The 21,586-nt window shown below is 67.4% G+C and carries 18 protein-coding genes; 13 read left to right on the top strand and 5 right to left on the bottom strand.

The genetic code is table 11. The features are described from left to right. Nucleotides 1–20: 20 nt before the first annotated feature. Complete coding sequence (locus ACFC4D_RS28070; protein WP_084522846.1) at nucleotides 21–200, bottom strand: hypothetical protein; 180 nt, start codon at nucleotides 198–200, stop codon at nucleotides 21–23. Between the two features lie 151 nt (nucleotides 201–351). Here ACFC4D_RS28070 and typA point away from each other — a divergent pair, with 151 nt between their 5' ends. The 9 genes from typA to ACFC4D_RS28025 all read left to right on the top strand — a co-directional run bounded on the left by typA (nucleotide 352) and on the right by ACFC4D_RS28025 (nucleotide 10,649). After that, nucleotides 352–2,247 carry a translational GTPase TypA gene (gene typA / locus ACFC4D_RS28065; RefSeq protein ID WP_375965502.1) on the top strand — a complete coding sequence of 632 codons (1,896 nt, stop codon included), beginning with the start codon at nucleotides 352–354 and terminating at the stop codon, nucleotides 2,245–2,247. 153 nt (nucleotides 2,248–2,400) lie between these two features. Beyond that, nucleotides 2,401–4,155: an ABC transporter family substrate-binding protein gene (locus tag ACFC4D_RS28060; RefSeq protein WP_375966419.1), complete on the top strand. Its 1,755-nt coding sequence runs from the start codon at nucleotides 2,401–2,403 to the stop codon at nucleotides 4,153–4,155. Continuing rightward, nucleotides 4,152–5,081, top strand: a complete 930-nt coding sequence (gene mshB, locus ACFC4D_RS28055; RefSeq protein WP_376067928.1) for an N-acetyl-1-D-myo-inositol-2-amino-2-deoxy-alpha-D-glucopyranoside deacetylase — start codon at nucleotides 4,152–4,154, stop codon at nucleotides 5,079–5,081. Before ACFC4D_RS28060 ends, mshB begins: the two co-directional genes overlap by 4 nt. 3 nt (nucleotides 5,082–5,084) lie before the next feature. After that, nucleotides 5,085–5,243 carry a hypothetical protein gene (locus ACFC4D_RS28050; RefSeq protein ID WP_194852736.1) on the top strand — a complete coding sequence of 53 codons (159 nt, stop codon included), beginning with the start codon at nucleotides 5,085–5,087 and terminating at the stop codon, nucleotides 5,241–5,243. Further along, nucleotides 5,240–5,752, top strand: coding sequence for a hypothetical protein (locus tag ACFC4D_RS28045; protein ID WP_375965507.1), 513 nt, complete (start codon nucleotides 5,240–5,242; stop codon nucleotides 5,750–5,752). The genes ACFC4D_RS28050 and ACFC4D_RS28045 overlap by 4 nt, the downstream gene beginning before the upstream one ends. 82 nt (nucleotides 5,753–5,834) lie before the next feature. Further along, nucleotides 5,835–7,157 carry an FAD-binding oxidoreductase gene (locus ACFC4D_RS28040; protein ID WP_376067926.1) on the top strand — a complete coding sequence of 441 codons (1,323 nt, stop codon included), beginning with the start codon at nucleotides 5,835–5,837 and terminating at the stop codon, nucleotides 7,155–7,157. 170 nt (nucleotides 7,158–7,327) lie between these two features. Next, nucleotides 7,328–9,847, top strand: a complete 2,520-nt coding sequence (locus ACFC4D_RS28035) for a nitrate- and nitrite sensing domain-containing protein (protein WP_376067924.1) — start codon at nucleotides 7,328–7,330, stop codon at nucleotides 9,845–9,847. Continuing rightward, on the top strand, nucleotides 9,844–10,278 hold the full coding sequence (locus ACFC4D_RS28030; protein ID WP_375965514.1) for a roadblock/LC7 domain-containing protein: 435 nt from the start codon (nucleotides 9,844–9,846) through the stop codon (nucleotides 10,276–10,278). Before ACFC4D_RS28035 ends, ACFC4D_RS28030 begins: the two co-directional genes overlap by 4 nt. Continuing rightward, the gene (locus ACFC4D_RS28025) at nucleotides 10,275–10,649 is read left to right on the top strand and encodes a DUF742 domain-containing protein (protein ID WP_375965516.1); all 375 of its coding nucleotides are present in this window, start codon (nucleotides 10,275–10,277) and stop codon (nucleotides 10,647–10,649) included. Before ACFC4D_RS28030 ends, ACFC4D_RS28025 begins: the two co-directional genes overlap by 4 nt. Before the next feature lie 19 nt (nucleotides 10,650–10,668). Here ACFC4D_RS28025 and ACFC4D_RS28020 read toward each other — a convergent pair whose 3' ends face one another. Beyond that, nucleotides 10,669–12,624 carry a GMC family oxidoreductase gene (locus ACFC4D_RS28020; RefSeq protein ID WP_376067922.1) on the bottom strand — a complete coding sequence of 652 codons (1,956 nt, stop codon included), beginning with the start codon at nucleotides 12,622–12,624 and terminating at the stop codon, nucleotides 10,669–10,671. A gap of 197 nt (nucleotides 12,625–12,821) precedes the next feature. On the opposite strand from ACFC4D_RS28020, the gene ACFC4D_RS28015 reads away from it, so the two are divergent. Continuing rightward, nucleotides 12,822–13,289 carry a carboxymuconolactone decarboxylase family protein gene (locus tag ACFC4D_RS28015; RefSeq protein WP_364640080.1) on the top strand — a complete coding sequence of 156 codons (468 nt, stop codon included), beginning with the start codon at nucleotides 12,822–12,824 and terminating at the stop codon, nucleotides 13,287–13,289. A 30-nt stretch (nucleotides 13,290–13,319) separates the two neighbouring features. Here ACFC4D_RS28015 and ACFC4D_RS28010 read toward each other — a convergent pair whose 3' ends face one another. The 3 genes from ACFC4D_RS28010 to ACFC4D_RS28000 form a co-directional block, all read right to left on the bottom strand. Continuing rightward, the gene (locus tag ACFC4D_RS28010) at nucleotides 13,320–14,903 is read right to left on the bottom strand and encodes a PH domain-containing protein (protein WP_376068237.1); all 1,584 of its coding nucleotides are present in this window, start codon (nucleotides 14,901–14,903) and stop codon (nucleotides 13,320–13,322) included. A 98-nt stretch (nucleotides 14,904–15,001) separates the two neighbouring features. Next, complete coding sequence (locus ACFC4D_RS28005; RefSeq protein ID WP_376067920.1) at nucleotides 15,002–15,538, bottom strand: PH domain-containing protein; 537 nt, start codon at nucleotides 15,536–15,538, stop codon at nucleotides 15,002–15,004. Between the two features lie 42 nt (nucleotides 15,539–15,580). Continuing rightward, the gene (locus ACFC4D_RS28000; RefSeq protein WP_376067918.1) at nucleotides 15,581–17,074 is read right to left on the bottom strand and encodes a hypothetical protein; all 1,494 of its coding nucleotides are present in this window, start codon (nucleotides 17,072–17,074) and stop codon (nucleotides 15,581–15,583) included. 243 nt (nucleotides 17,075–17,317) lie between these two features. Here ACFC4D_RS28000 and ACFC4D_RS27995 point away from each other — a divergent pair, with 243 nt between their 5' ends. The 3 genes from ACFC4D_RS27995 to dapC all read left to right on the top strand — a co-directional run bounded on the left by ACFC4D_RS27995 (nucleotide 17,318) and on the right by dapC (nucleotide 21,517). Then, a complete protein-coding gene (locus ACFC4D_RS27995) occupies nucleotides 17,318–19,924 on the top strand; it encodes a bifunctional FO biosynthesis protein CofGH (RefSeq protein ID WP_375965525.1) in 2,607 nt (868 codons plus the stop codon). A gap of 159 nt (nucleotides 19,925–20,083) precedes the next feature. Next, nucleotides 20,084–20,407, top strand: coding sequence for a ferredoxin (gene fdxA, locus ACFC4D_RS27990; RefSeq protein WP_067572375.1), 324 nt, complete (start codon nucleotides 20,084–20,086; stop codon nucleotides 20,405–20,407). Between the two features lie 21 nt (nucleotides 20,408–20,428). Beyond that, entirely contained in the window at nucleotides 20,429–21,517 is a 1,089-nt protein-coding gene (gene dapC, locus ACFC4D_RS27985) for a succinyldiaminopimelate transaminase (RefSeq protein WP_376068235.1), read from the top strand. Nucleotides 21,518–21,586 lie beyond the last annotated feature (69 nt).

The raw sequence follows: 21,586 nt of genomic DNA, 5'->3' as shown, positions 1-21,586 counted from the left end.
GCTTACGGTGTACCCCGCATTCACGCCGCGCGTGCGGCCTTGAGGCCCTTCTTCAGCTCTTTCTTGCCGCAGCAGCCGGAGGCTTCCAGCTTCTTCATGCGCATGATGACGACAGGGCATTTCAGACACCGCGTTTTCTTGCGGCAGCACTTTTTCTTCGGCTTCAGACTCGAAACGTCCTTCGCCTTGACCTTGCCCATGTTGGTTAGCTTAACCTAACTCGGGAGCGCTAAACGTGTGAGTTCCAACCAACGGTAGTGTGTAGCTCGCCGCATGCCCGGTGGAATCTCTACTTTCCCCATGCATGACCCGCCGGGTCGGGCCAACCCTTTGCACCAGGAGGAATTTACTGTGTCGTCTGTCGAGTTCCGTAACGTCGCCATCGTGGCGCACGTCGACCACGGCAAGACAACACTGGTCGACGCGATGCTGCGGCAGTCCGGCGCATTCGCCGAACGTGCCGAGCTGGTCGACCGGGTGATGGACTCCGGGGATCTGGAGCGCGAGAAGGGCATCACCATTCTCGCGAAGAACACCGCGGTGCACCGGCACAACGCCGACGGCTCGCTGACCGTGATCAACGTGATCGACACCCCCGGCCACGCCGACTTCGGTGGTGAGGTCGAGCGCGGCCTGTCCATGGTCGACGGTGTCGTGCTGCTGGTCGACGCGTCCGAGGGCCCGCTGCCGCAGACCCGCTTCGTGCTGCGCAAGGCGCTCGCCGCCTCGCTGCCGGTCATCCTGGTGGTCAACAAGACCGACCGTCCGGACGCCCGCATCGAAGAGGTCGTCGAGGAGAGCCACGATCTGCTGCTGGACCTCGCCTCCGATCTGGACGACGAAGCCTCCGAGGCCGCCGAGCTGGCCCTGGACCTGCCCGTGCTGTACGCCTCGGGCCGTGAGGGCAAGGCGTCCACCAACCGTCCCGAGAACGGCAGCGCGCCGGACGCGGAGAACCTCGACGAGCTGTTCGAGGTCCTGATGAAGTACGTGCCCGCCCCCAAGGGCGATAAGACCGCCCCGCTGCAGGCGCACGTCACCAACCTCGACGCCTCGCCGTTCCTCGGCCGTATCGGCCTGGTCCGCATCCACAACGGCACCCTGCGCAAGGGTCAGAACGTGGCGTGGATGACCCCCGAGGGCAATAAGACCGTCCGCATCACCGAACTGCTGCAGACCGTCGGCGTGGAGCGCAAGCCGGGCGAGGAGGCCATCGCCGGTGACATCGTCGCCGTCGCGGGCATCCCGGAGATCATGATCGGCGACACCCTCGCCGATGTGGACAACCCGGTCGCGCTGCCGCGTATCACCGTCGATCAGCCGGCCATCTCGGTGACCATCGGCACCAACACCTCGCCGCTGGTGGGTCGCGTGTCCGGGCACAAGCTGACCGCCCGCATGGTCAAGGACCGCCTGGACAAGGAGCTCATCGGCAATGTGTCGCTGAAGGTCCTGGACATCGGCCGTCCGGACGCCTGGGAGGTGCAGGGTCGTGGTGAGCTCGCGCTCGCCATCCTGGTCGAGCAGATGCGCCGCGAGGGCTTCGAGCTGACCGTCGGCAAGCCGCAGGTGGTCACCCAGACCGTCGACGGCAAGATCCACGAGCCCTTCGAAGAGCTGACCGTGGACTGCCCGGACGAGTATCTGGGCGCGGTCACCCAGCTGCTGGCCGCCCGCAAGGGCAAGATGGTCCAGATGAGCAACCACTCCGCCGGGTGGGTGCGCATGGAGTTCATCGTCCCCTCGCGCGGTCTGATCGGTTTCCGCACCGACTTCCTCACCGAGACCCGCGGCACCGGTATCGCCAACGCCATCTTCGACGGTTACGCGCCGTGGGCCGGCGAGATCCGCGCCCGCCACACCGGTTCGCTCGTCTCGGACCGCGCCGGTTCGGTCACCCCGTTCGCCATGATCCAGCTGTCCGATCGCGGTCAGTTCTTCGTGGAGCCGGGCGCGGACACCTACGAGGGTCACGTCGTGGGCATCAACCCGCGCGCGGAGGATCTCGATATCAACGTCACCCGTGAGAAGAAGCTGACCAATATGCGGTCCGCCACGGCCGATGTCTTCGAGACCCTGGCCAAGCCGCTGCACCTGGATCTGGAAGCGGCCATGGAGTTCTGCACCGACGACGAATGCGTCGAGGTCACCCCCGAGGTCGTGCGCGTGCGCAAGCTGATCCTGGGCGCGACCGAGCGTGGCCGGGAACTGTCCCGCAAGAAGGCCCGCGACCGCGCGGCCAACTGATTTTCACAGCTCTGCCGTAACTCCGGCGGTTCATGGTTGTTCGCGACCGTGGGCCGCCGGAGTTGTCGAATGCGGTCGCGAACTGAGCGCGACGCCGGTGACCGGGTGCGGAAGGGGCGTTGAAGTAGAGTGCCGAACGTGAGAAGGGCTCGGATGCGCGCGAAGTGGCGTGCGGTGCTGATCGCGGTGGCGACGGTCGTGACGGTCGCGACCGGATGCACCGCGAATCCGCCACCGCCGATCGAGTCCACCGACAGTCCGAAGACGCAGCCCGCCAAGCCCGGTAAGAATTCCGTGGTGGTGGCGGTGGACGATATCGGCATCGGGTTCAATCCGCATCTGCGGTCGCAGCTTTCGCCCGCGACGTCCGCGGTGTCGTCGATGGTGCTGCCGAGTCCGTTCCGGTCGGTGCCCAATACCGTGGTGCCCGGCGGTTCGGATTGGGTGCTGGATCCGGCGCTGATGGTGTCGGCGGATGTGACGGCGCAGGAGCCGTTCACCATCACCTATCAGATCAAGAACGAGGCGTCCTGGTCCGATGGCGCTCCGATCGCGGCCGAGGATTTCAAATACCTGTGGCAGCAGATGATCACGCAGCCCGGTGTGGTGGATCCCGCCGGGTACCGGCTCATTTCGGATGTCAGTTCGTCCGCGGGCGGTAAGACCGTCACCGTCACATTGCGCGAAGAGTATCCGGCCTGGCGGCAGTTGTTCACCGATCTGCTGCCGCAGCATCTGGTGAAGGATTCCGGGTTCGAACAGGGCCTGGTGGACACCATTCGGATTTCCGGCGGGCAGTTCCGGATCAAGCAGGCCGATCGCGGCCGCGAGGAGATTCTGCTCGAGCGCAATGACCGGTACTGGGGTAAGCCCGCGGTGCCGGATCAGATTCTGCTGCGGCGCGGTGGAACTCCGGCGCAGGTGGCCGAATCGCTGCGGGTCGGTGACGCGCAGATGGCGCTGGTGCACGGCGGTGTCGCGTTGCAGGCGCAGTTGGCGGCGATTCCGTCGGTGCGCACCGCGATTCAGGCGCAGTCCCGGGAGATGCAGCTGGTGCTCAATGGCCGCACCGGTGATCTGGCCGATGTGCGGGTGCGCAAAGCCGTTCTGGGACTGCTGGATCCGGTATTGCTGGCCACGGTGGGCGCGCAGACCGGCAGCTGGGTGGAGCCCGTGCGCGCACAGGTGCTCGCGCCCTCGGACCCGGGTTACGTTGCGACACAACCGCCGCGGCTCAGCTCGGAAGAAGTGTTCGGTCTGCTCAATGAGGCCGGATACGGCCGGGCGGCCGAGCCCGCGGTGACGCAGTCGCCGACTTCGCCCGCGCCGCAACCGCGTCCGATCGCCAAGAACGGTAAGACGCTGACGGTCCGGATCGGCGCGGTCGAGGGCGATGACGCCACGCTGGCCGTCGCCAATACCGCCGCCGACCAATTGCGCAGTGCCGGAATCGATGTGATGGTGCGCAGCATCGCCGCCGCACAGCTGTACGGCAAGGACACCACCGATTCCGGGGTGGACGCGATCGTGGGCTGGGAGCATGCGGGCGCGGATCCGGCGACCGCGCTGGCCTCGCGGTTCGGCTGCCCGCCGCTGCCGATTCCGGACGCCTCGGGCACGGGCACCGACAGCACGGTCTCCGATGCCGCGAAGAAGGCCCCGTCGAATCTGTCCGGGGTGTGCGATCCGGTGTTGCAGCCGGGTATCGATGTGGCGCTGCGCGGGATCGATGTCGGCAAGGTGATCGGTGATTCCGAGCCCGCGCTGTGGAATCTGGCGACGGTGCTGCCGATCGTGCAGGACACGCAGGTGGCGGCGGCCGGACCCCGGGTGGACGGCGTCTCGCTCAGCGGTGCGATCCAGACCGGCATCTTCGCCGATGCCGCGAATTGGCGGCGGCTGCCGTGACCGACTTCGGGCCCGGACAGGGCGGGCTGCTGCTGGTGCACGCGCATCCCGATGACGAGTCCATCACCACCGGCGGCACCATCGCGCACTATCGGCGGCGCGGTATTCCGGTGACGGTGGTGACCTGCACCCTCGGTGAGGAGGGTGAGGTCATCGGGGAGCGGTGGGCGCGGCTGGTGGCGGATCAGGCCGATCAGCTGGGCGGCTACCGGATTCTCGAATTGTCCAGGGCCCTGGCCGAATTGGATGCGGGTCCGCCGCTTTTCCTGGGCGGTGCGGGCCGCTGGCGCGATTCCGGTATGGCCGGGACTCCGGCGGCGCGCAATCCGCGGGCCTTCGTGAAATCCGGTCAGGAAGCGGTCGACGCGCTGGTGCAGATCATCCTCGAACTGCGTCCGCAGGTGGTCGTCGGCTATGACCCGCGCGGCGGGTACGGCCATCCGGACCATATTCGGGCGCACGAGATCACCATGGCCGCAGTCGATTCCGCCGCCGAATGGGGCTGGGAGACGCCCAAGGCGTACTGGACCGTCACCGACAGCGCCACCCTTGCCATGCATACCGAGGCGCTCAAGCGGCGCACGGTCGATCAGCTGCCGGGTGCGATTCCGCCCGGCTGGCGACTGCCGCACACCGGCGAATTGGCCTGTGTGCCACACGAATCCGTCACCACCACGGTGGATGTGGCGGATGCGCTGGCCGCCAAGCGGGCGGCACTGCGCGCGCACGCGACCCAGGTGACGGTCGCGCCGTCCGGCCGCGAATTCGCGCTGTCGAACAATATCGCTCAGCCGGTGCTGCCGGAGGAGCATTACATTCTGGTGCGCGGGCAGCGCGGTCCGGTCGGAGCGGACGGGCGTGAGCACGATCTGTTCGCCGGATTGCCCGGCGCACAGGTTTCACCGTCGATCGAGATGAGACACTGAGCCATGTACAACTGGGATCTGCAGAATGCGATCGCGGCGTTCGTCGAAAGTCAGCGCCCCAATTTCCAGGCGCAGCACGAGCTGTATCTGTCGGTGCTGTACGGATTCGTCGATATGCAGAGTCACCTGCTGACCCTGCTCGGCTTCCCGCCGGTGCCGTGACGTCCGCCGTCGCCAAGCACGGTGAGCGCGTCGGCCTGGGCAGTGTGCCGGGGCGGCCCTGGGTGGGTGCCGCCATCGGCCTGTTCCTCACCGTCGACGCGCTGATCACGCTGGTGCTCGAGGTGCTGTACCTGCCCATCTACGTCGGCCACGCGAACGCGCCGATGAGTGAACCGGTGCTGGCCGCCGCCGCGCCGCTGGCCTCGACCAGCACCACCGCCGGTGCGATTCCGCTGCCGATCACCGCACTGCTCGCCGGGGTGGTGAATGTGCTGCTGGTGATGGGCATGTCGGTGGTGAGCCGGCGGATTCCGGTGATGATCATTCCGCTGACGGTGTGGACGCTGGGTTTCCTGGTGTGCGCGAGCAGCGGGCCGGGTGGCGACGCCCTGCTCATCAGTGATTGGCCGACCATGGCGCTGCTGCTGTGCGGACTGGTGCCGCCGGGGCTGTACCTGTACTGGAAGGCGACCTCCCGCTACGCCCATGAGATCGAGGCCGTGCGCTAGTCCGGTCGATTCGGGGCTCGGGTCACACTTTGCCCGGCCGTCTCGTCTTCTTGGTGACCATCGAGAAAATGAGGAGCGCGCAATGGCTTTCGAGGCTTTCGAGACTTTCGAGGAACTCCGCGGCACGATTCGCGGCCGGGTGCTCACCCCCGGTGACGCCGATTTCGAGCAGGCGGCCGCGCCGTGGAATACCGCGGTGGCACAGCGTCCGGCCGTCGTCGTCGAGGCCGCCGACGCGCAGGACGTCGCCGCCGTGGTGCGGTTCGCCCGGGCCGCCGGGCGGTTCGTGATCACCCAGCCGACCGGGCACGGTGCGACCGATGCCATCGAGGACGCGATCCTGTTGCGCACCGGGCTGTTGAACTCGGTGTCGATCGACCCCGAGGCGCGAATGGCGCGCGTTGGCGCGGGCGCGAACTGGGGACAGGTGCAGACGGCCGCCGCCGCGCACGGACTGGCCGGGCTCTCCGGCAGTAATCCGGTGGTCGGCGTCACCGGCTACACGCTCGGCGGCGGCGTCGGCTGGTTCGGCCGCAAATACGGCTGGGCCTCGAATGCGGTGCGCGCCTTCGAGATCGTGAATGCCGAGGGTGAGCAGGTGCGGGTGACCGCGGACAAAGATCCGGAGTTGCTCTGGGCGCTGTGCGGTGGCGGCGGTGATTTCGGTGTGGTGACGGCGCTCGAGTTCGAGTTGTTCCCGGTGCCGCGGGTGTACGGCGGCCGGGTGACCTGGCCCGGTGCGCGGTTGTACGAGGTGTGGGATCTCTTCCGGCAGTTGACCTCTCACGCACCGGACGAGTTGTCCGTCTGGTTCCAGCGGTTCCAGTTCCCGCAGGCGCCGGAGATGGTGGCCATCGATATCGCCTACCTCGGGGATCCGGAGCGGGGCCGCGCACTGGTCGCGGCGATCGATGCGCTCGGCGGTGCGGTGGCCGATACCCGCGCGGTGCTGTCGGTGGCGAATCTCGGCGATATCACCGCCGAGCCGACCGCGCCGAGTCCGTCGGTGTCGCGGGCGGAATTGCTCACCGATCTCGATGACGCGACGGTGAAAGTGCTGCTGGGCGAATCGGTCGCGCCGCTGTTGAATATTCAGGTCCGGCATCTGGGTGGTGCGCTGGGGTTGCCGGGTGCGGGTGCGCGCGGTCCGCTGCCCGAGCAGTACGTGGTGTATCTGCTGGGCCTGGGTTTGCCGCAGTTGCGAGATGCGGTCTCCGCCAAGCAGAATGCGCTGGTCGAGGCATTGGGTGCGCATATCAGTGGTGCGAAGCCGTACACCTTCCTGGCGCCCGGCGAATCCGTGGCGGCGGCCTTCGACGCGCGCACGCTGGAGCGGTTGCGGGTGCTCAAGCGGGATCGGGACGCGGACAATGTGATTCGAGCCAATTTCGGTGTGCTGGGTTGATGAGAACGCATAATCGCAAAATCCTTAGCATTCGAAATGAATTGCATCTGTAGTCGATTCGGGAACTTTCCGTTACTCTCTCGATCGAGAGAAAGCGTGACGAACAGCTCATTTTGGGCGGCTCGGCATGATCGGGGGCGCGGCAGCGTTCGGGAGCGGGAAGATTTTCGGTGGGCAGCTGGCAGAACCTGCGCAAATCGATTGGCAGGCAGACCGATTCGATAGAGCGCGGGGTTCAGGGCTGGGTGAGCATCCGGGTCCGGCTGCTCGCCATCGTGCTCATCTCCAGCATCACGCTGCTGGCCATCGGTGCGGGCGCGGCCAGTTACCTGGTCAAATCCGCGCAGGATGACGAGGACTGGGCCCAGCTCAGCGGCGACACCACGACCCCCGCGATCCTGATGGTCTCCTCCTTCCAGGAGGAGCGGCGGCTGTCGATGCTGCGGCTGGCCGGTGACGCCGACGCGATCGCCCAATTGACGCCCGCGCGTACGCGTTCGGATCAGGCGCTGGCCGTGGTCAAGACGAAGGGCGACGCCGCGCGCAAACTCAATCCCGATGGCGCGGCGGCCGATATCGACGGCTACAACAAGCTTTTCGGCATGGTGCCCACGCTGCGCAACGGCGTGGATTCACTGCAGGCCACCCCGGAGCAGGTTTTCGGATTCTTCACCGAGGTGATCCGGACCATTATCTCGGCGTCGATGCTGGCGGCCCGGGTCGCGCCGAACGCCAAACTCGGTGTCGAACTCGGGCACGGTGTGGAGCCGCTGCGTGCCGCCGAAGCGCTGTCGCAGGCCGACACCATCGGTGCGGTGGCGGTGACCACCGGCGCCTTCTCCGGTGCGCAACTGCTCGAATTCAGCCGCCGCGCGGGCGAATTCCGCGCCCAGGTGGCGTACGCGGGCACGGTGCTCAAGGGCAAACGGCTCGCCGAACTGAACGCGATCACCGACGGTTCGGCGTGGCAGCAGGTCACCGCGATGCAGGATGCGCTGCTGCTGCGCGGTCCGGTCGGTGACACCGATACGACGGCGACCGGGAATGCGGCCGAGACCGGGAAGGCGGCGACCGGGAAGCCGCGCGACACCGCCAAGGCGACCGCCGCGTTGCCGGTGAGCCTGGACGATTGGCAGCGGGCTTCCGCCCAGGTCAATATGGCCCTGCAGAAGCTCTGGGAGAATCAGAGTCGCGATCAGCATGTGATCGCGAGCAGGCAGGGCGCCGCGACCACCCGCGATTCGCTCATCGGCGGCGCGGTGGTGGGGCTGATCGCGCTGCTGGCCTTCGGCGCGGCATTCGTGCTGGCCAATCGCTTCATCGGCCGGATGAAGCGATTGCGCAGTGACACACTGGAATTGGCCGATCAGCGGATGCCGGGCCTGATTCAGCGGCTGGGCGCCGGCGAGGATGTCGATGTCTCGGCCGAGGTGTCGCGCCTGGACTTCGGCACCGATGAGCTGGGTCAGGTGGCCGATGCCTTCAACCGCGCTCACGTGGCGGCGGTATCGGCGGCGATCGCCGAGGCGCGCACCCGCGCCGGTATCAACGCGGTCTTCCTGAATATCGCGCATCGCAGTCAGGTGGTGGTGCACCGGCAGCTCGGCCTGCTCGATCGCGCCGAGCGCGAGGAGAAGAACTCCGATCAGCTCGAATTGCTGTTCCAGCTCGATCATCTCGCCACCCGGGCCCGGCGCAATGCCGAGAATCTGATCATTCTCGGTGGTGAGCAGCCGGGGCGGCGCTGGCGTAATCCGGTGGCGCTCATCGATCTGGTGCGCGGTGCGGTGGCGGAAAGCCTGGACTACACCAGGATTCGGACCGGCCGCCTGCCCGAGGTGTGGGTGGCCAGTCGCGCGGTAGCCGATATCATCCACCTGCTGGCCGAGCTGACCGACAATGCCACGGCCTGTTCACCGCCGGAATCCGATGTCACGGTGTCGGCGGTGGTGGTGGGCCGGGGCGTCGCGGTCGAGGTCATCGATCACGGTCTCGGCATGACCGAGGCCCAGTTGGCCGAACGCAATGCGCTGCTGGCGAATCCGCCCGACTTCAGTGTGGCGACACTGTCCGGCAATACCCGGCTCGGCCTGTTCGTTGTCGCGAAATTGGCTTCCCGGCATGCTGTTTCGGTGAAACTGCTGGAATCCGAGTACGGCGGCGTGCGCGCCGTGGTGCTGATTCCGTCGGCGGTGCTGGAGACTTCCGGGCCACCGCGGCATGAGCAGCCGTTTCCGCATCGCGGTCTGCCCGCCGCGCAGACCTCCCGGTTCGCCGTGCCCGCGCCGCCGCCCGCCGCGCCGCCCGCCGGTGGTCCGGATTCCTTCGAATCATTGGCCCCGGTGTGGTCGAATGCCGTTCGCGCCGAACGGAATCCGGAATTCCCACGGCCCAGCCTGCCCGCCCGGGAACCGGGGCCGAACGCGCTCACCAGCATCTACACCGAACACCCGGACGCGAACGCGGACCGCCCGGGAACCTATACCGATCTCTCGCGGTCCGATTCCGCTCGCCCGGATCTGCCTCGTCGCAGTCGCCGGACCGGTGCGGATACGGCCGCCGAACCGGTGGTGTCCGCACCGCCGCGGCAGCGCACGGCCGATGAGGCCCGCAATCTCATGAGCGCGATCTCCAAAGGCACCCGCCAGGGCCGCAAGCACCCTCCGGAATCCGAGAGAGGACCACAATGACCACCTTCCAGCGAATCGATCTGGGCTGGCTGCTCGACGAAATGGTCAGCGGGCTGACCGACGCGCGGGTGGCGGTGCTGCTCTCCACCGACGGCCTGCTGCTCGGTTATTCGAAGGGGCAACAGCATTCGGAGGCGGAGCGTTTCGGCGCGATGGCCTCGGCGCTGCACAGTCTGGCGCGGTCGGCCGGGCACCACTTCAGGGCGGGCGGGGTCTGCCAGACGGTCGTCGAACTCGATGAGGCGGTGCTGTTCATCACCGCGGCCGGGGAGAATGCCTGCCTGGCCCTGCTGGCCTCCGAGACCGCCGATATGGGTCTGGTGGCCTATGAGATGAATCAGACCGTGCAGCGCGTCGGCACCCATCTGTCGGTCGATCCGGTTCGCCGTCCACCACACGCCGATCCCGCGGGCGGCGCGCAACGGCCATGAACGAGCCGCGCGAACACTGGTACGAGGAGGATTCCGGTCCGCTGGTCCGCCTCTTCGCGGTGACCGGCGGCCGCGGCGGCATCGAGCGGCCGGAGCTGTCCATGACGACGCAGCTGGTCGATGTGCAGCGCGGTGCGTCCGTGCGGCGCACCGAACCGGAGTACGCGGCCATCGTGCGGATGTGCCGCACCCCGATCTCGGTGGCCGAGGTGGCGGCGCATCTGCATCTGCCGCTCGCGGTGGTCAAGGTGCTGATCGGGGATCTGATCGATGAGGGCAGGCTGGTGTATCGCACGCCGCCGCCCCCCACGGGCAGCACCGCCGATATGGGGCTGCTGACCGCGGTACTGGAGGGCATCCGGTCGCTCTGAGCTGACCCGTCGATGTGAGCTAAGTCAGTTGTGCGGCAAGGCGTTTGGCGTTCATATAGGCGATGGCCTCGATGGAGACCATCGGGTTGACGCCCGGCGCGGTGGGGAAGCTGGAACCGTCCGCGACGACGATATTGGCCACATCCCAGGTGGCCCCGTCCGGATTGGTGGCCGAGAGCTCGGGGGAGCCGCCCATGCGCGCCGAACCCATGATGTGCAGCGCGCCCAGCGCGCACTGTCCGGGACCGTAGCCCGCGCGCTCGCAGGCCGCCTCGAATTCGGCGTGCGAGCCGCGCACGCCGGGTTCGTAGGACACCCCGGCCTGATGTCCGGAGAAGATGCGGCGTGCCCCGGCGGCCTCCAGAATCTGTGCGGCACCGGTGATTCCGGTGTGCAGGTGTCCGGCGTCGTACTCCGAGAGCTTGTATTTGACGATCGCCTCGCCGGTCTTGTCGATTTCCACGGTGCCCGAATCGCGGTCGCGGGTGATGACGCCGACGGCGTTCGAGTGGGCGAAGTCCAGCATGGTGGCGCGGTGCTCGGCGGCCCCGCGCCAGTTCATGAATCCGGTGGCCAGACCCGGGTGCAGGGGTCCGGTCTCGTAGATGACGCCGTAGCCCTTACCGTCCAGATCGGCATGGTGGCGGCTGATACGAGTCTGCAAACCGCCTTCCCAGCCCCGGATCTCGTCATCGAAGACGCCGAAGACCGCCGCGGCGGGATGCAGGCGCAGATGGCGGCCGATGTTCTTGTTCTTCAATCCGGACCGCTGCAGTAGTGCGGGGGTCTGGATGGCTCCGGCCGCCACGACCACGGCCCGGGCCGACACCGTGATCTCCACACCATTCGAGGTGACCGCCGAAACCGCCTCGGCACGACCGTTTTTCACCTCGATGCGCCGTACATCGGCATCGACCACCAGGCGTGCGCCGTGCCCGGCCGCATCGGCGAGCCAGGTCTTGGTGACCGACTGCTTCGCGCCCACGCGGCAGCCGTAACCGCAACGGCCGCATTCGATTCCGGCATCGCAGGCGTCGGAGACATTGCGCGGCAGGGCATCGATATCCCAGCCGAGCGCCTGTGCGCCGCGTTCGAGGACGCTGTCTCGCAGTGACAGTTGCGATTTGGCGGTCGTGACGCCGATGCGGCTGGATACCGCCGCGAGCGCGTCACCGTACTCGGCCTCGGCGAATTGCGGTGCGCCGAGTTCGGCCCACTCCTGCCGCACGGTATCGGGGGTGGGCAGCGAGGTGCTCCAGTTGACGACGGTGCCGCCGCCCAGACAGGTTCCGGCGACCAGGGTGATCTGGCCTTCGGCCGATCCGGCGGGGCCGGGCGCGTACAGACTGGTCAGCGCCTCCAGTTCGCCCGCGCCGAAATCCCGGTCGTCGTAATAGTTTCCGCGTTCCAGCACCACCACATCGAGTCCGGCCTCGGCGAGGACCGCGGCCGCCGCGCCGCCGCCCGCACCCGAGCCGATGATCACGACATCGCAGGTGAGCGTGGTGGATTCGGTGAACCGCTGCGGCTGCAACGCCGGTTTCGGAGCGTTCTGCAACGGTCCCGCCGGAGCCGGATAGCCGATCTCCTTCCACAGCGGATTCGTGCCGGTCGGTCCCGGGGTCACGTTGTAGGCCAGCAGCGATGCCTGCTTGAGTGCCTGGAAGATGGCCCGCACCGGTGCCAGTCCGGAATCGCCGAGCTTCAGCAGCGCCTTCTCGCGCTGCTCCTGCGACAGTGTGGAGAACTTGCGCGGCCCATTGCCGGTGAGCAGTCCGGTGAGCCGGGAATCCCACAGCCCGAGCAGCGTCGCCAGTTGCTTCTGCTCCGCCTCGCGCGGATTGCGGCCCAGAATCCGGAAGATGGTGTCCACGGTTCCCAGCTCCGTCGCGGCGGGCAGGGTGAGCCCGTCGCCGGGCAGGAACGTATCGCAGATCTGGCCCAGCGCGGCCCGCTGTGCGGCCGTTGGTTCCATGACAACTCCCCTCGTAAAACCTGGGTGTTTTCTACCATATCGGGCGAATGTCGGCTCACTTTTCAGCGTCTCGATCTGCGGAAATCTACGGTTCTCGAGGTGAATGAAAAATTACATCCGGAATCGATGTCACACCCGTGCGGGCCGCGTCGTCATCTCTGTGTAGTCAACAAGAACCCAGTGGAAAGAGCAGCACAATGACCCGCTTCGCCCTGTACCAGAATGAAGTCGCCGCCAAGTTCAACAAGCGCCTGGTGACCGCGGCCCGCGTCGTCGACGAGTCCACCCTGCCCAAGGCCACCCAGGAACTGGTCAAGATCCGCGCCTCGCAGATCAACAGCTGCGGCATGTGCCTGGATATGCACACCAAGGACGCGGCGCACGCGGGTGAGACCCCGGTCCGCCTGGCCATGGTCGCCGCGTGGCGCGAATCCACCGTCTTCGACGAGGCCGAGCGCGCCGCGCTGGCGCTGACCGAGGAGGGCACCCGCCTGGCCGACGCCCACCAGGGCATCAGCGAGGACACCTGGGCGCAGGTCCGCAAGAACTACGACGATGACCAGATCGGCGCGCTGATCTCGCTGATCGCCACCATCAACGCCTGGAACCGCCTGAACGTCATCGCCGGCATGACCGGCGGCGAGTACCAGCCCGGCCAGTGGTGACCCGCTCGGTCCGCTGAGTCGCGGTGCGGCTCAGCGGGTTCCGAGCTGACCCGGGGTGACGGCCTCGATCAGCGGCCACACCTGTTCCAGCGGAATGTCTATGACGTGATAGCGCTTCTTGCCCGCCGCGGTGGCGGCGGTGATGGTGGCCAGGCCGACCCGGCGCTGGAACCAGGATTGCCGCACCGTCCAGCCGATGATGCCGGTGCCCTCCAGACAATCCCGATCGCGATCGAGCGAGCCGCTGCGCGTGATCAGCCAGGTGGGGTTGTCGCCGGTCGCGGGAATCACCGTATGGCCCAGACCCCGTGCGCGATCCCACGCCAGTGCGGTGGCCACGGCGGCCGCCAGCACCAGTAGCGCCCAGATCCACGCCGGAATCGACCCGCCCGCAAGGGATATCGCGATCAGGACGACCGCGGCCACACCGGGCAGGCTCAGGGCCCGGGTGTAGCGGCGGCGGGTGGCGGCCGGGCCGTGCGAGCGCAGCTCCGCGGTGACGATGGGCGGAATCGGGAGTTCGGCTTCGCCCCGGACCGCACCGTTCGCCCCGGAGACCGGACCCGCGCCGGGCGTGACCGCATCGAGAACGGCGGTGCTGTCGAGCAGATGCGCCAGGGTGTGATCGACCGCCGCGCGGGGAGCCTGGGGAACGATTTTCTGACGAGACTTGGTGCCCGTCATGATGGTTTCGAGTTCGGCCGCTCCCGCCATGCGCAATAACAGCGGCTCGTTCACGGTCGCGCCGCGCAGGCGGGCCAGATCCAGGGTGGTCTGGCGGGTGGTGAACAGTCCGTGCCGGATATGCAGTGTGCTGCCGTCGTCGATGACCTTCAGTCCGTAGTAGGTGGTCAGGTAGCGGGCGCAGGCCGCCAGGCTGACGAATGCCACCAGGAACAGGAACAGCGCGGTCACCGCCAGCGCGATGGCCTGTGCGCCACCGTCTTCCACGCCCTGTACGGCGCTGGAGTCGAAGATGATACGGGCGAAGCCGTATTGGAAGAGCAGGCCCACGATGGGCGCGATGATGGCGAACCCGGTCAGCGACAGCGGTGCGTAGCGCACCCAATTCGCCTGCCAGTGCGTGATTTCCACCGGTGCGTGCGCGGGCGGTGCGGGCAGGTCGACGACCGGCTTGTTCAGCGTCACGCCGCCGGTCGCGGCCGTATCCCGCTGTGGCTCGGCGGATTCCGCGCCATTGTGCCCCTGCTCGCGGGTGTGTTCGAGCAGGGTGGTGCGCAGTGCGGGCACCAGCCCGGCGTCGAGCGAATCGAGTTTGAACCGGTCCCCGCGCTCGGCCTGCTGTCCGGTGCCGATGGACAGCACCGCCAGCCCGAGCGCCCGGTGCAGTAGATCGGCTTCCACGTCCACCGAGCGAACTCGATTGCGCGGCACCGACAGTCGCTTGCGCTGAATCAATCCGGTGCGCAGTTCGACATTGTCCGGCGTGATCCGATAGGTGGTGGTGAACCAGCGCGTGATGGCCAGCACCACGATGATGCCAACCACCCCGAGGCTCCACATCGGGCTGTCACTGCGCGCCCCCGCGATGAGGGTGGCCAGCAGCACCGGGATGAAGCGGATCAGCTCGGTGATCGGGTGCACCAGCAGCATGCGCCGATCCAGCCGCTGCCAGGAGGCGCTCGGCGGCGGGGGAGCGGGCGGTGCGGGAATCGATTGTGGCGCTGCGGGATCGGGGTTGAACGGGTCGGTCACGTGGCGTCTCCGCGATGCCGGGCGGCGATTTCGGTCAACTGCGTGACGGTGCGCCGGGCATCGTCGAGGGCGAGTGCGCTGATGTGCACGGCCCCGGCCGAGGATGCGGTGGTCACCGTCACCGTGGCCAAGCCGAGCAGTCGTTCCAGCGGTCCGCGATAGGTGTCGACGGTCTGGATGCGGCTGATCGGCGCGACCCGGCTCTCCTGGGTGAACCAGCCAGTCCGCGTGTAGACGGCCTCGGCGGTGATCTCCCACCGGTGCACCGCGTACCGCCACATCGGTACCACGGCGATGCTGAATACCGCTGCCAGCACGGCGATTACGAGTATCCACAGCTGCCAGGTGCGCCGGTGCGGATCCACGATCATCCAAACGATCAGGGCCAGGAAGGGGAACGCCCACGACAGTGCGGCGCCGATCGCCCACAGCAATTTCGCGCGCGGACTCGGATGCCAGGCGGGATCCACCATGATCCCGCCGGGGGCGGGCTGGAGGTCGCCGGAGGCGGGACGCTCGGACATGCCTGCCATGCTTGCACGATTCGCCGCCCCCGGCCGGGAGATAGTGCCCCGCTAGTTCGGGGTGATGCGGAAGAGTCCGCTCAGGGTGCCCTGGTATTGCACGCGGCCGGGGGCGATGGTGCCGACCATTTGCAGGGTGTCGTGAATGGTGGTGGCGCCGATGGTCTGTGCGGTGTCGACATGGCCGGTGGCGGCGTCGATGACGGTGTATTTGTAGTTGTCGGTGACGCCGCCGCTGCCGCTGGGCAGGCCCGCGCTGCCCGAGCCGAGGCTGCCGGACGAGCTGCCCGAACCGCCGCTGCCCGATCCGAGTAGCGAGTGCCGGGCGATGGTGTAGATCTTGCCGTCGGCGACCGACAGGCGCGGAACCGCCGCGGAGGGAACGGTATTGGTCCACACCACGGTGCATCCGGACCCGGTGACGTCGATACGGGTCATCCCGCCGGTGAACGGTGCGCTCGCGGGCTGGCTGGGTCCGGCGTTGGCGGGCAGCTGCGGGTACGGGTAGCCGTAGGTGCTGGCCACGAACAGGCTGTTGCCCGCGCCGATGGGGGAGTTCTCGGTGCCGTCGATGGCCGGCACCGAGCACACCGTATTACCGGTGGCCGTATCGAAGACGAGCAGATTCTCCTTGGTCGCGGCATTGTCGGTGATGGCGATGTATTCGGTGCCGCTGCCCGCGCCGAAGAAGGTGGGGGTCGCGCCGGTGCCCCAGCTCAACTGTCCGGGTTTGCGCGCGGGTCCGCGATCGTAGGCGCGCCGCCACACCACATAGGGATTGCCCGAGGAGTCCGCGCGCAGCAGGTACAGCGCGTGATCGGTGGCGACGGTGACGCCCTGCGGTGCGCTGGAGATGCTGTTGGCGACCATTTCCCCGGGTGCGAGTTCCACGGCCTTGGCGGTTCCGGTGGCGGGATCGGCGAATCCGGCGGCCCCGTTATCGGTGGCGAACCAGACCCGGCCGTCGAAGTCGGGCATGACCGCGGCGACGTGATCGCAGTCCCCGCCGCCGCAGTGCGCGGTAACCGCCTGTGCGATGGGTGTTCTCGAGGTGATGGACAGTTTCCAGCCGTTGCCGTCGCGTTCGTGCCCGATGCGCAGCAGTTCACCGCTGCCGTCGACGGTGACCATGCGGTCCTGTTCGTCGAGGTAGGCGTAGACGCCGCCGAGCAGGCTGCCCTTGGTGAGATTCAGTGTGGCGAGGGTGTTTCCGTTGGTGGGATCGAGCAGCAGTACTTCGGGGGCGCGGTCGGTGATCTTGGTGCACAGGGCCTGCGGGAAGCCGTCGGCGCCCTGCAGGATGGTCGGGCAGGCGGCGGCCTCCTCGTGGAAGTCGGCGCGGACATTCCCGGTGCCGGGTCCGGGGAGCGGGGTGGCGTCGGAGGATTCGGCATCGCCGTGCATGGTCGCGGTGCCCACCGGCCCGAGATACGGATTCGCGGGCGGCAGGTTGTAGGCGGCGGAGGCCGGGCTGGTCGCGACGGTCAGCATGAGCGTCGCGCCCGCCGCTCCCAGGAGGGTGGCGCGGCTGAATCTCTCGAACACGGGTTCCCCATCTCAGCAAGGTGAATGCGAATATTCGAATCAGGCGATACGAGTAATCGTGGCGGATCACCTTAGGCACGCCATCCGGCCCCCGCAAGGTTTTGTCCCATCGGGCACGTCACATCGCGCGATCGCCGCTCTCATGCGCGAGAATATTCGCGCGTCGGCGATGGAATAGCCTGCCGCTGCGCCCGGTTGCCCGTTCTTATGGCACCCGAGTCGGACCAGTCGGATGGATGGCGCATGATCGAAGACGTGACGGATCTACCGAACCCGAATCTTCCCCCGGTTCCGCCCAGCCCCTCGGGCATGCGCCGGGCGTTGCGGCGGGCGCGCGACGGCGCGACGCTCAACCTCGACGAGGCGGTGGTGCTGCTCCAGGCGCGGGGCGGTGACCTGGAGGATCTCGCCAAATCCGCCGCGCGCGTGCGCGATGCCGGACTGCGCGAAACCGGTTATGCCGGGGACACATTGCCCATCACCTATTCGCGCAAGGTGTTCATCCCGATCACGCACCTGTGCCGCGACAAATGCCACTACTGCACCTTCGTCACCGTGCCCGGCAAATTGCGCGCCGCGGGCAAGGGTATGTACCTCGAACCCGACGAGATTCTGGACATCGCCCGCAAGGGTGCTGAACTCGGTTGTAAGGAAGCCCTTTTCACGCTCGGCGACCGCCCCGAGGAACGCTGGCCCGAGGCCCGCCAGTGGCTGGACGAGCGCGGCTACGACTCCACCCTGGATTACGTGCGCGCCATGTCGATCCGGGTACTGGAGGAGACCGGCCTGCTGCCGCACCTGAATCCGGGTGTGATGAGCTGGGCCGAGATGTCCCGGCTCAAGCCGGTGGCCCCGTCCATGGGCATGATGCTGGAGACCACCTCCACCCGGCTGTTCACCGAACCGGGTCAGGCGCACTACGGCAGCCCGGACAAGGATCCGGCGGTGCGGTTGCGCACGCTGACCGACGCGGGACGGCTGTCCATACCGTTCACCACCGGCATTCTGGTCGGCATCGGCGAGAACCTCACCGAGCGCGCCGAATCCATTCTGGCGATCCGCAAGTCGCACAAGGCTTTCGGGCACGTGCAGGAGGTGATCGTGCAGAACTTCCTGGCCAAGCACGACACCGCCATGCGCAATACCCCCGACGCCGATCTGGAGGAGTTCCGCGCCACCATCGCGGTGGCGCGCCTGCTGCTCGGCCCGAAGATGCGGATTCAGGCCCCGCCCAATCTGGTATCGCTCGAGGAATGCCGCGCGCTCCTCGACGCGGGCATCGACGATTGGGGCGGCGTCTCCCCGCTCACCCCCGATCATGTGAATCCGGAACGGCCCTGGCCGAATCTGGACACGCTGGCGCAGGTCACCGCCGATGCCGGATTCGTGCTCACCGAACGGCTCACCGCGCATCCGAAATACGTGCTGGCGGGCCATCCCTGGATCGATCCGCGGGTGTCCCGGCATATCGACGCGCTCTCCGATCCGCTGACCGGCCTGGCCCGCACCGTGAACCCCACCGGCCTGCCCTGGCAGGAACCGGACCACGATTGGGAATCGGTCGGCCGCATCGACCTCAATACCGCCATCGACTCCGAGGGCCGGAACACCGAGTCCCGCAGCGATTCCGCGCTCGCCAGTGACGGCCTGGGCGCGTTCGGCGACTGGGAGACCATTCGCGAACAGGTGAAGGAGCTCGCGGTCGCCGCACCCGAGCGCTTCGATTCCGAGGTGCTGGCCGCGCTGCACGCCGCCGAGCGCGATCCGGCGGGGCTCTCCGACGATCAGTATCTGGCCCTGGCCACCGCGGACGGCCCTGCGCTGGAAGCGATTACGGCGCTGGCGGATCAGTTGCGCCGCGATACGGTCGGCGATGACGTCACCTACATCGTCAACCGGAATATCAACTTCACCAATATCTGCTACACCGGCTGCCGCTTCTGCGCGTTCGCGCAGCGCAAGGGTGACGCGGACGCCTTCACGCTGAGTGCGTCCGAGGTCGCCGACCGCGCCTGGGAGGCGCATGTCGAGGGCGCGACCGAGATCTGCATGCAGGGCGGTATCGATCCGGAGCTGCCGGTCACCGGTTACGCCGATCTGGTGCGCGCCATCAAGGAGCGCGTCCCGGGCATGCATGTGCACGCCTTCAGCCCGATGGAGATCGTCAATGGGGCTTCCCGCGGCGGTCAGAGCATTCACGACTGGCTCGCGGCGCTGAAAGAGGCTGGGCTGGACTCGATTCCGGGCACCGCCGCGGAGATCCTGGACGATGAGGTGCGCTGGGTCCTGACCAAGGGCAAACTGCCCACCTCGGCCTGGATCGATGTCATCACCACCGCGCACAAACTCGGCATCCGCTCCAGCTCGACCATGATGTACGGCCATGTCGACAACCCCAAGCACTGGGTCGGCCATCTGCGCGTACTGAGCGGAATCCAGGACGAGACAGGCGGTTTCACCGAATTCGTGCTGCTGCCGTTCGTGCACCAGAGCGCCCCGCTCTACCTGGCGGGCGCCTCCCGCCCGGGCCCGACGGTGCGCGACAACCGCGCCGCCCACGCCCTGGCCCGCATCATGCTGCACGGCCGCATCAAGAACATCCAGACCAGCTGGGTCAAACTCGGCATCAAGGGCACCCAGCTGATGCTGAACGGCGGCGCCAACGACCTCGGCGGCACCCTCATGGAGGAGACCATCTCCCGCATGGCGGGTTCGGAGCACGGATCGGCGAAAACGGTCGCGGAACTGACCGAGATCGCCACCGGGATCGGCCGTCCGGTCCGGCAGCGCACCACCACCTATGGTGTGCCACAGCACAGTTCGCTGGTGGCTCCGCTGGCACTAGGCTGAGTGGGAGCCGCTCCCATCGGCGTTCGCGGCCCCGACCCGGTCCGCGAACGCGGCCCAGGGCAAATTAGGCTTGCCTGACCAGGAGTATTGTGAACGCGCCGGGATACTGTTTCGCGGGGCGGACTATCCCGCATGTGAGGACAGACTAGGAGAGCGGCAGTGCCGTACATCATCGCTGAACCGTGCGTTGACGTGAAGGACAAGGCGTGCATCGAGGAATGCCCCGTGGATTGCATCTACGAGGGTGGCCGCATGCTGTACATCCAACCGGACGAGTGCGTGGACTGTGGTGCATGTGAACCGGTGTGTCCGGTGGAGGCCATCTTCTACGAGGACGACACCCCGGACCAGTGGAGCGGCTACGTGAACGCGAACGTCGAATTCTTCGACGATCTCGGTTCGCCCGGCGGCGCCACCAAGGTCGGCAAGGTCGATTACGACCCGCCGTTCATCGCCGCGCTACCGCCGATGGCCGCGGAGTAGGTCTTGACCGCGCGTGGCCGGGTGAGTGCACTACTACCCGATTTCCCTTGGGACACCATCACTTCCGTGAAGGCGAAAGCCGCTTCGCATCCGGGCGGGCTCGTGGATCTTTCCGTGGGCACCCCGGTCGATCCGGTGGACCCGCTGATCCAGGCGGCGCTCGCGTCGGTGGCGGCGGTACCGGGCTATCCGACCACGCACGGCACCCCCGAATTGCGCGAAAGCGTTGTGGCAGCGCTGAAACGGCGATTCGGGATCACCGGCATCGAGCCGGACGCGGTGCTGCCGGTGATCGGCACCAAGGAGCTGATCGCCGGATTGCCGCGCACGCTCGGGCTGGGCGCGGACGATCTCGTGGTGATACCCGAGGTGGCCTATCCGACCTATGAGGTCGGCGGGTTGCTGGCGGGTACCCGAATCCTGCGCGCGGACAGCCTGACCCAGCTGGGTCCGGAGAAGCCCGCGCTCATCTTCCTCAATTCGCCGTCGAATCCGACCGGTAGGGTGCTCGGCGTCGAACATCTGCGCAAGGTGGTCGAATTCGCCCGCGAGCGCGGCGCGATCATCGCCTCGGACGAGTGCTACCTGGGCCTGCCCTGGGAGGGCCGGGCCATTTCGGTGCTCGATCCCGAGGTGTGCGATGGGGATCACACCGGCCTGCTGGCCATTCACTCGCTGTCCAAGACGTCGAATCTGGCGAGTTACCGCGCCGGTTTCGTCACCGGTGATCCGGCCCTGATCGCGGAGTTGCTGGAAGTGCGCAAGCATTCCGGCATGATGCTGCCGTTCCCGATCCAGGCGGCCATGACCGCCGCCCTCGGTGATGACGCGCATGAGGCCGAGCAACGCGAGCGCTACCGTGCCCGTCGCGAGGTGCTGCGAAAGGCGTTGGCGGCGGCCGGGTTCCGCATCGACGATTCCGAGGCCGGCCTGTACCTGTGGTCGACCCGTGGCGAGCCGTGCCGCACCACGCTGGACTGGCTGGCCGAGCGCGGCATCCTGGCGGCTCCGGGCGAGTTCTACGGCCCGCGCGGCGCACAGCATGTGCGCATCGCGCTGACCGCGACGGATGAGCGCATCGCCGCCGCCGCTGATCGCCTGACCAGCTGATTTAGTCCCGGACCCCGGGTCGTGCTAACGTCTACCGCGTTGCAAGGCCCGCGGGCCGAGCGGCAGTTA

This window comes from Nocardia sp. NPDC056000 (assembly GCF_042269265.1).
Lineage (GTDB): Bacteria > Actinomycetota > Actinomycetes > Mycobacteriales > Mycobacteriaceae > Nocardia.
The sequence above is the reverse complement of the archived record's forward strand: the minus strand, read 5'-3'. Positions and strand labels throughout refer to the sequence as shown.

What these genes read in the sequence shown, in the direction of transcription:
- ACFC4D_RS28070 (WP_084522846.1), bottom strand. Translation starts at nt 200, where the DNA reads ATGGGCAAGGTCAAGGCGAAGGACGTTTCGAGTCTGAAGCCGAAGAAA.
- ACFC4D_RS28060 (WP_375966419.1), top strand. Translation starts at nt 2,401, where the DNA reads ATGCGCGCGAAGTGGCGTGCGGTGCTGATCGCGGTGGCGACGGTCGTG.
- ACFC4D_RS28050 (WP_194852736.1), top strand. Translation starts at nt 5,085, where the DNA reads ATGTACAACTGGGATCTGCAGAATGCGATCGCGGCGTTCGTCGAAAGT.
- ACFC4D_RS28040 (WP_376067926.1), top strand. Translation starts at nt 5,835, where the DNA reads ATGGCTTTCGAGGCTTTCGAGACTTTCGAGGAACTCCGCGGCACGATT.
- ACFC4D_RS28030 (WP_375965514.1), top strand. Translation starts at nt 9,844, where the DNA reads ATGACCACCTTCCAGCGAATCGATCTGGGCTGGCTGCTCGACGAAATG.
- ACFC4D_RS28025 (WP_375965516.1), top strand. Translation starts at nt 10,275, where the DNA reads ATGAACGAGCCGCGCGAACACTGGTACGAGGAGGATTCCGGTCCGCTG.
- ACFC4D_RS28020 (WP_376067922.1), bottom strand. Translation starts at nt 12,624, where the DNA reads ATGGAACCAACGGCCGCACAGCGGGCCGCGCTGGGCCAGATCTGCGAT.
- ACFC4D_RS28015 (WP_364640080.1), top strand. Translation starts at nt 12,822, where the DNA reads ATGACCCGCTTCGCCCTGTACCAGAATGAAGTCGCCGCCAAGTTCAAC.
- ACFC4D_RS28010 (WP_376068237.1), bottom strand. Translation starts at nt 14,903, where the DNA reads ATGCTGCTGGTGCACCCGATCACCGAGCTGATCCGCTTCATCCCGGTG.
- ACFC4D_RS28005 (WP_376067920.1), bottom strand. Translation starts at nt 15,538, where the DNA reads ATGGCAGGCATGTCCGAGCGTCCCGCCTCCGGCGACCTCCAGCCCGCC.
- ACFC4D_RS27995 (WP_375965525.1), top strand. Translation starts at nt 17,318, where the DNA reads ATGATCGAAGACGTGACGGATCTACCGAACCCGAATCTTCCCCCGGTT.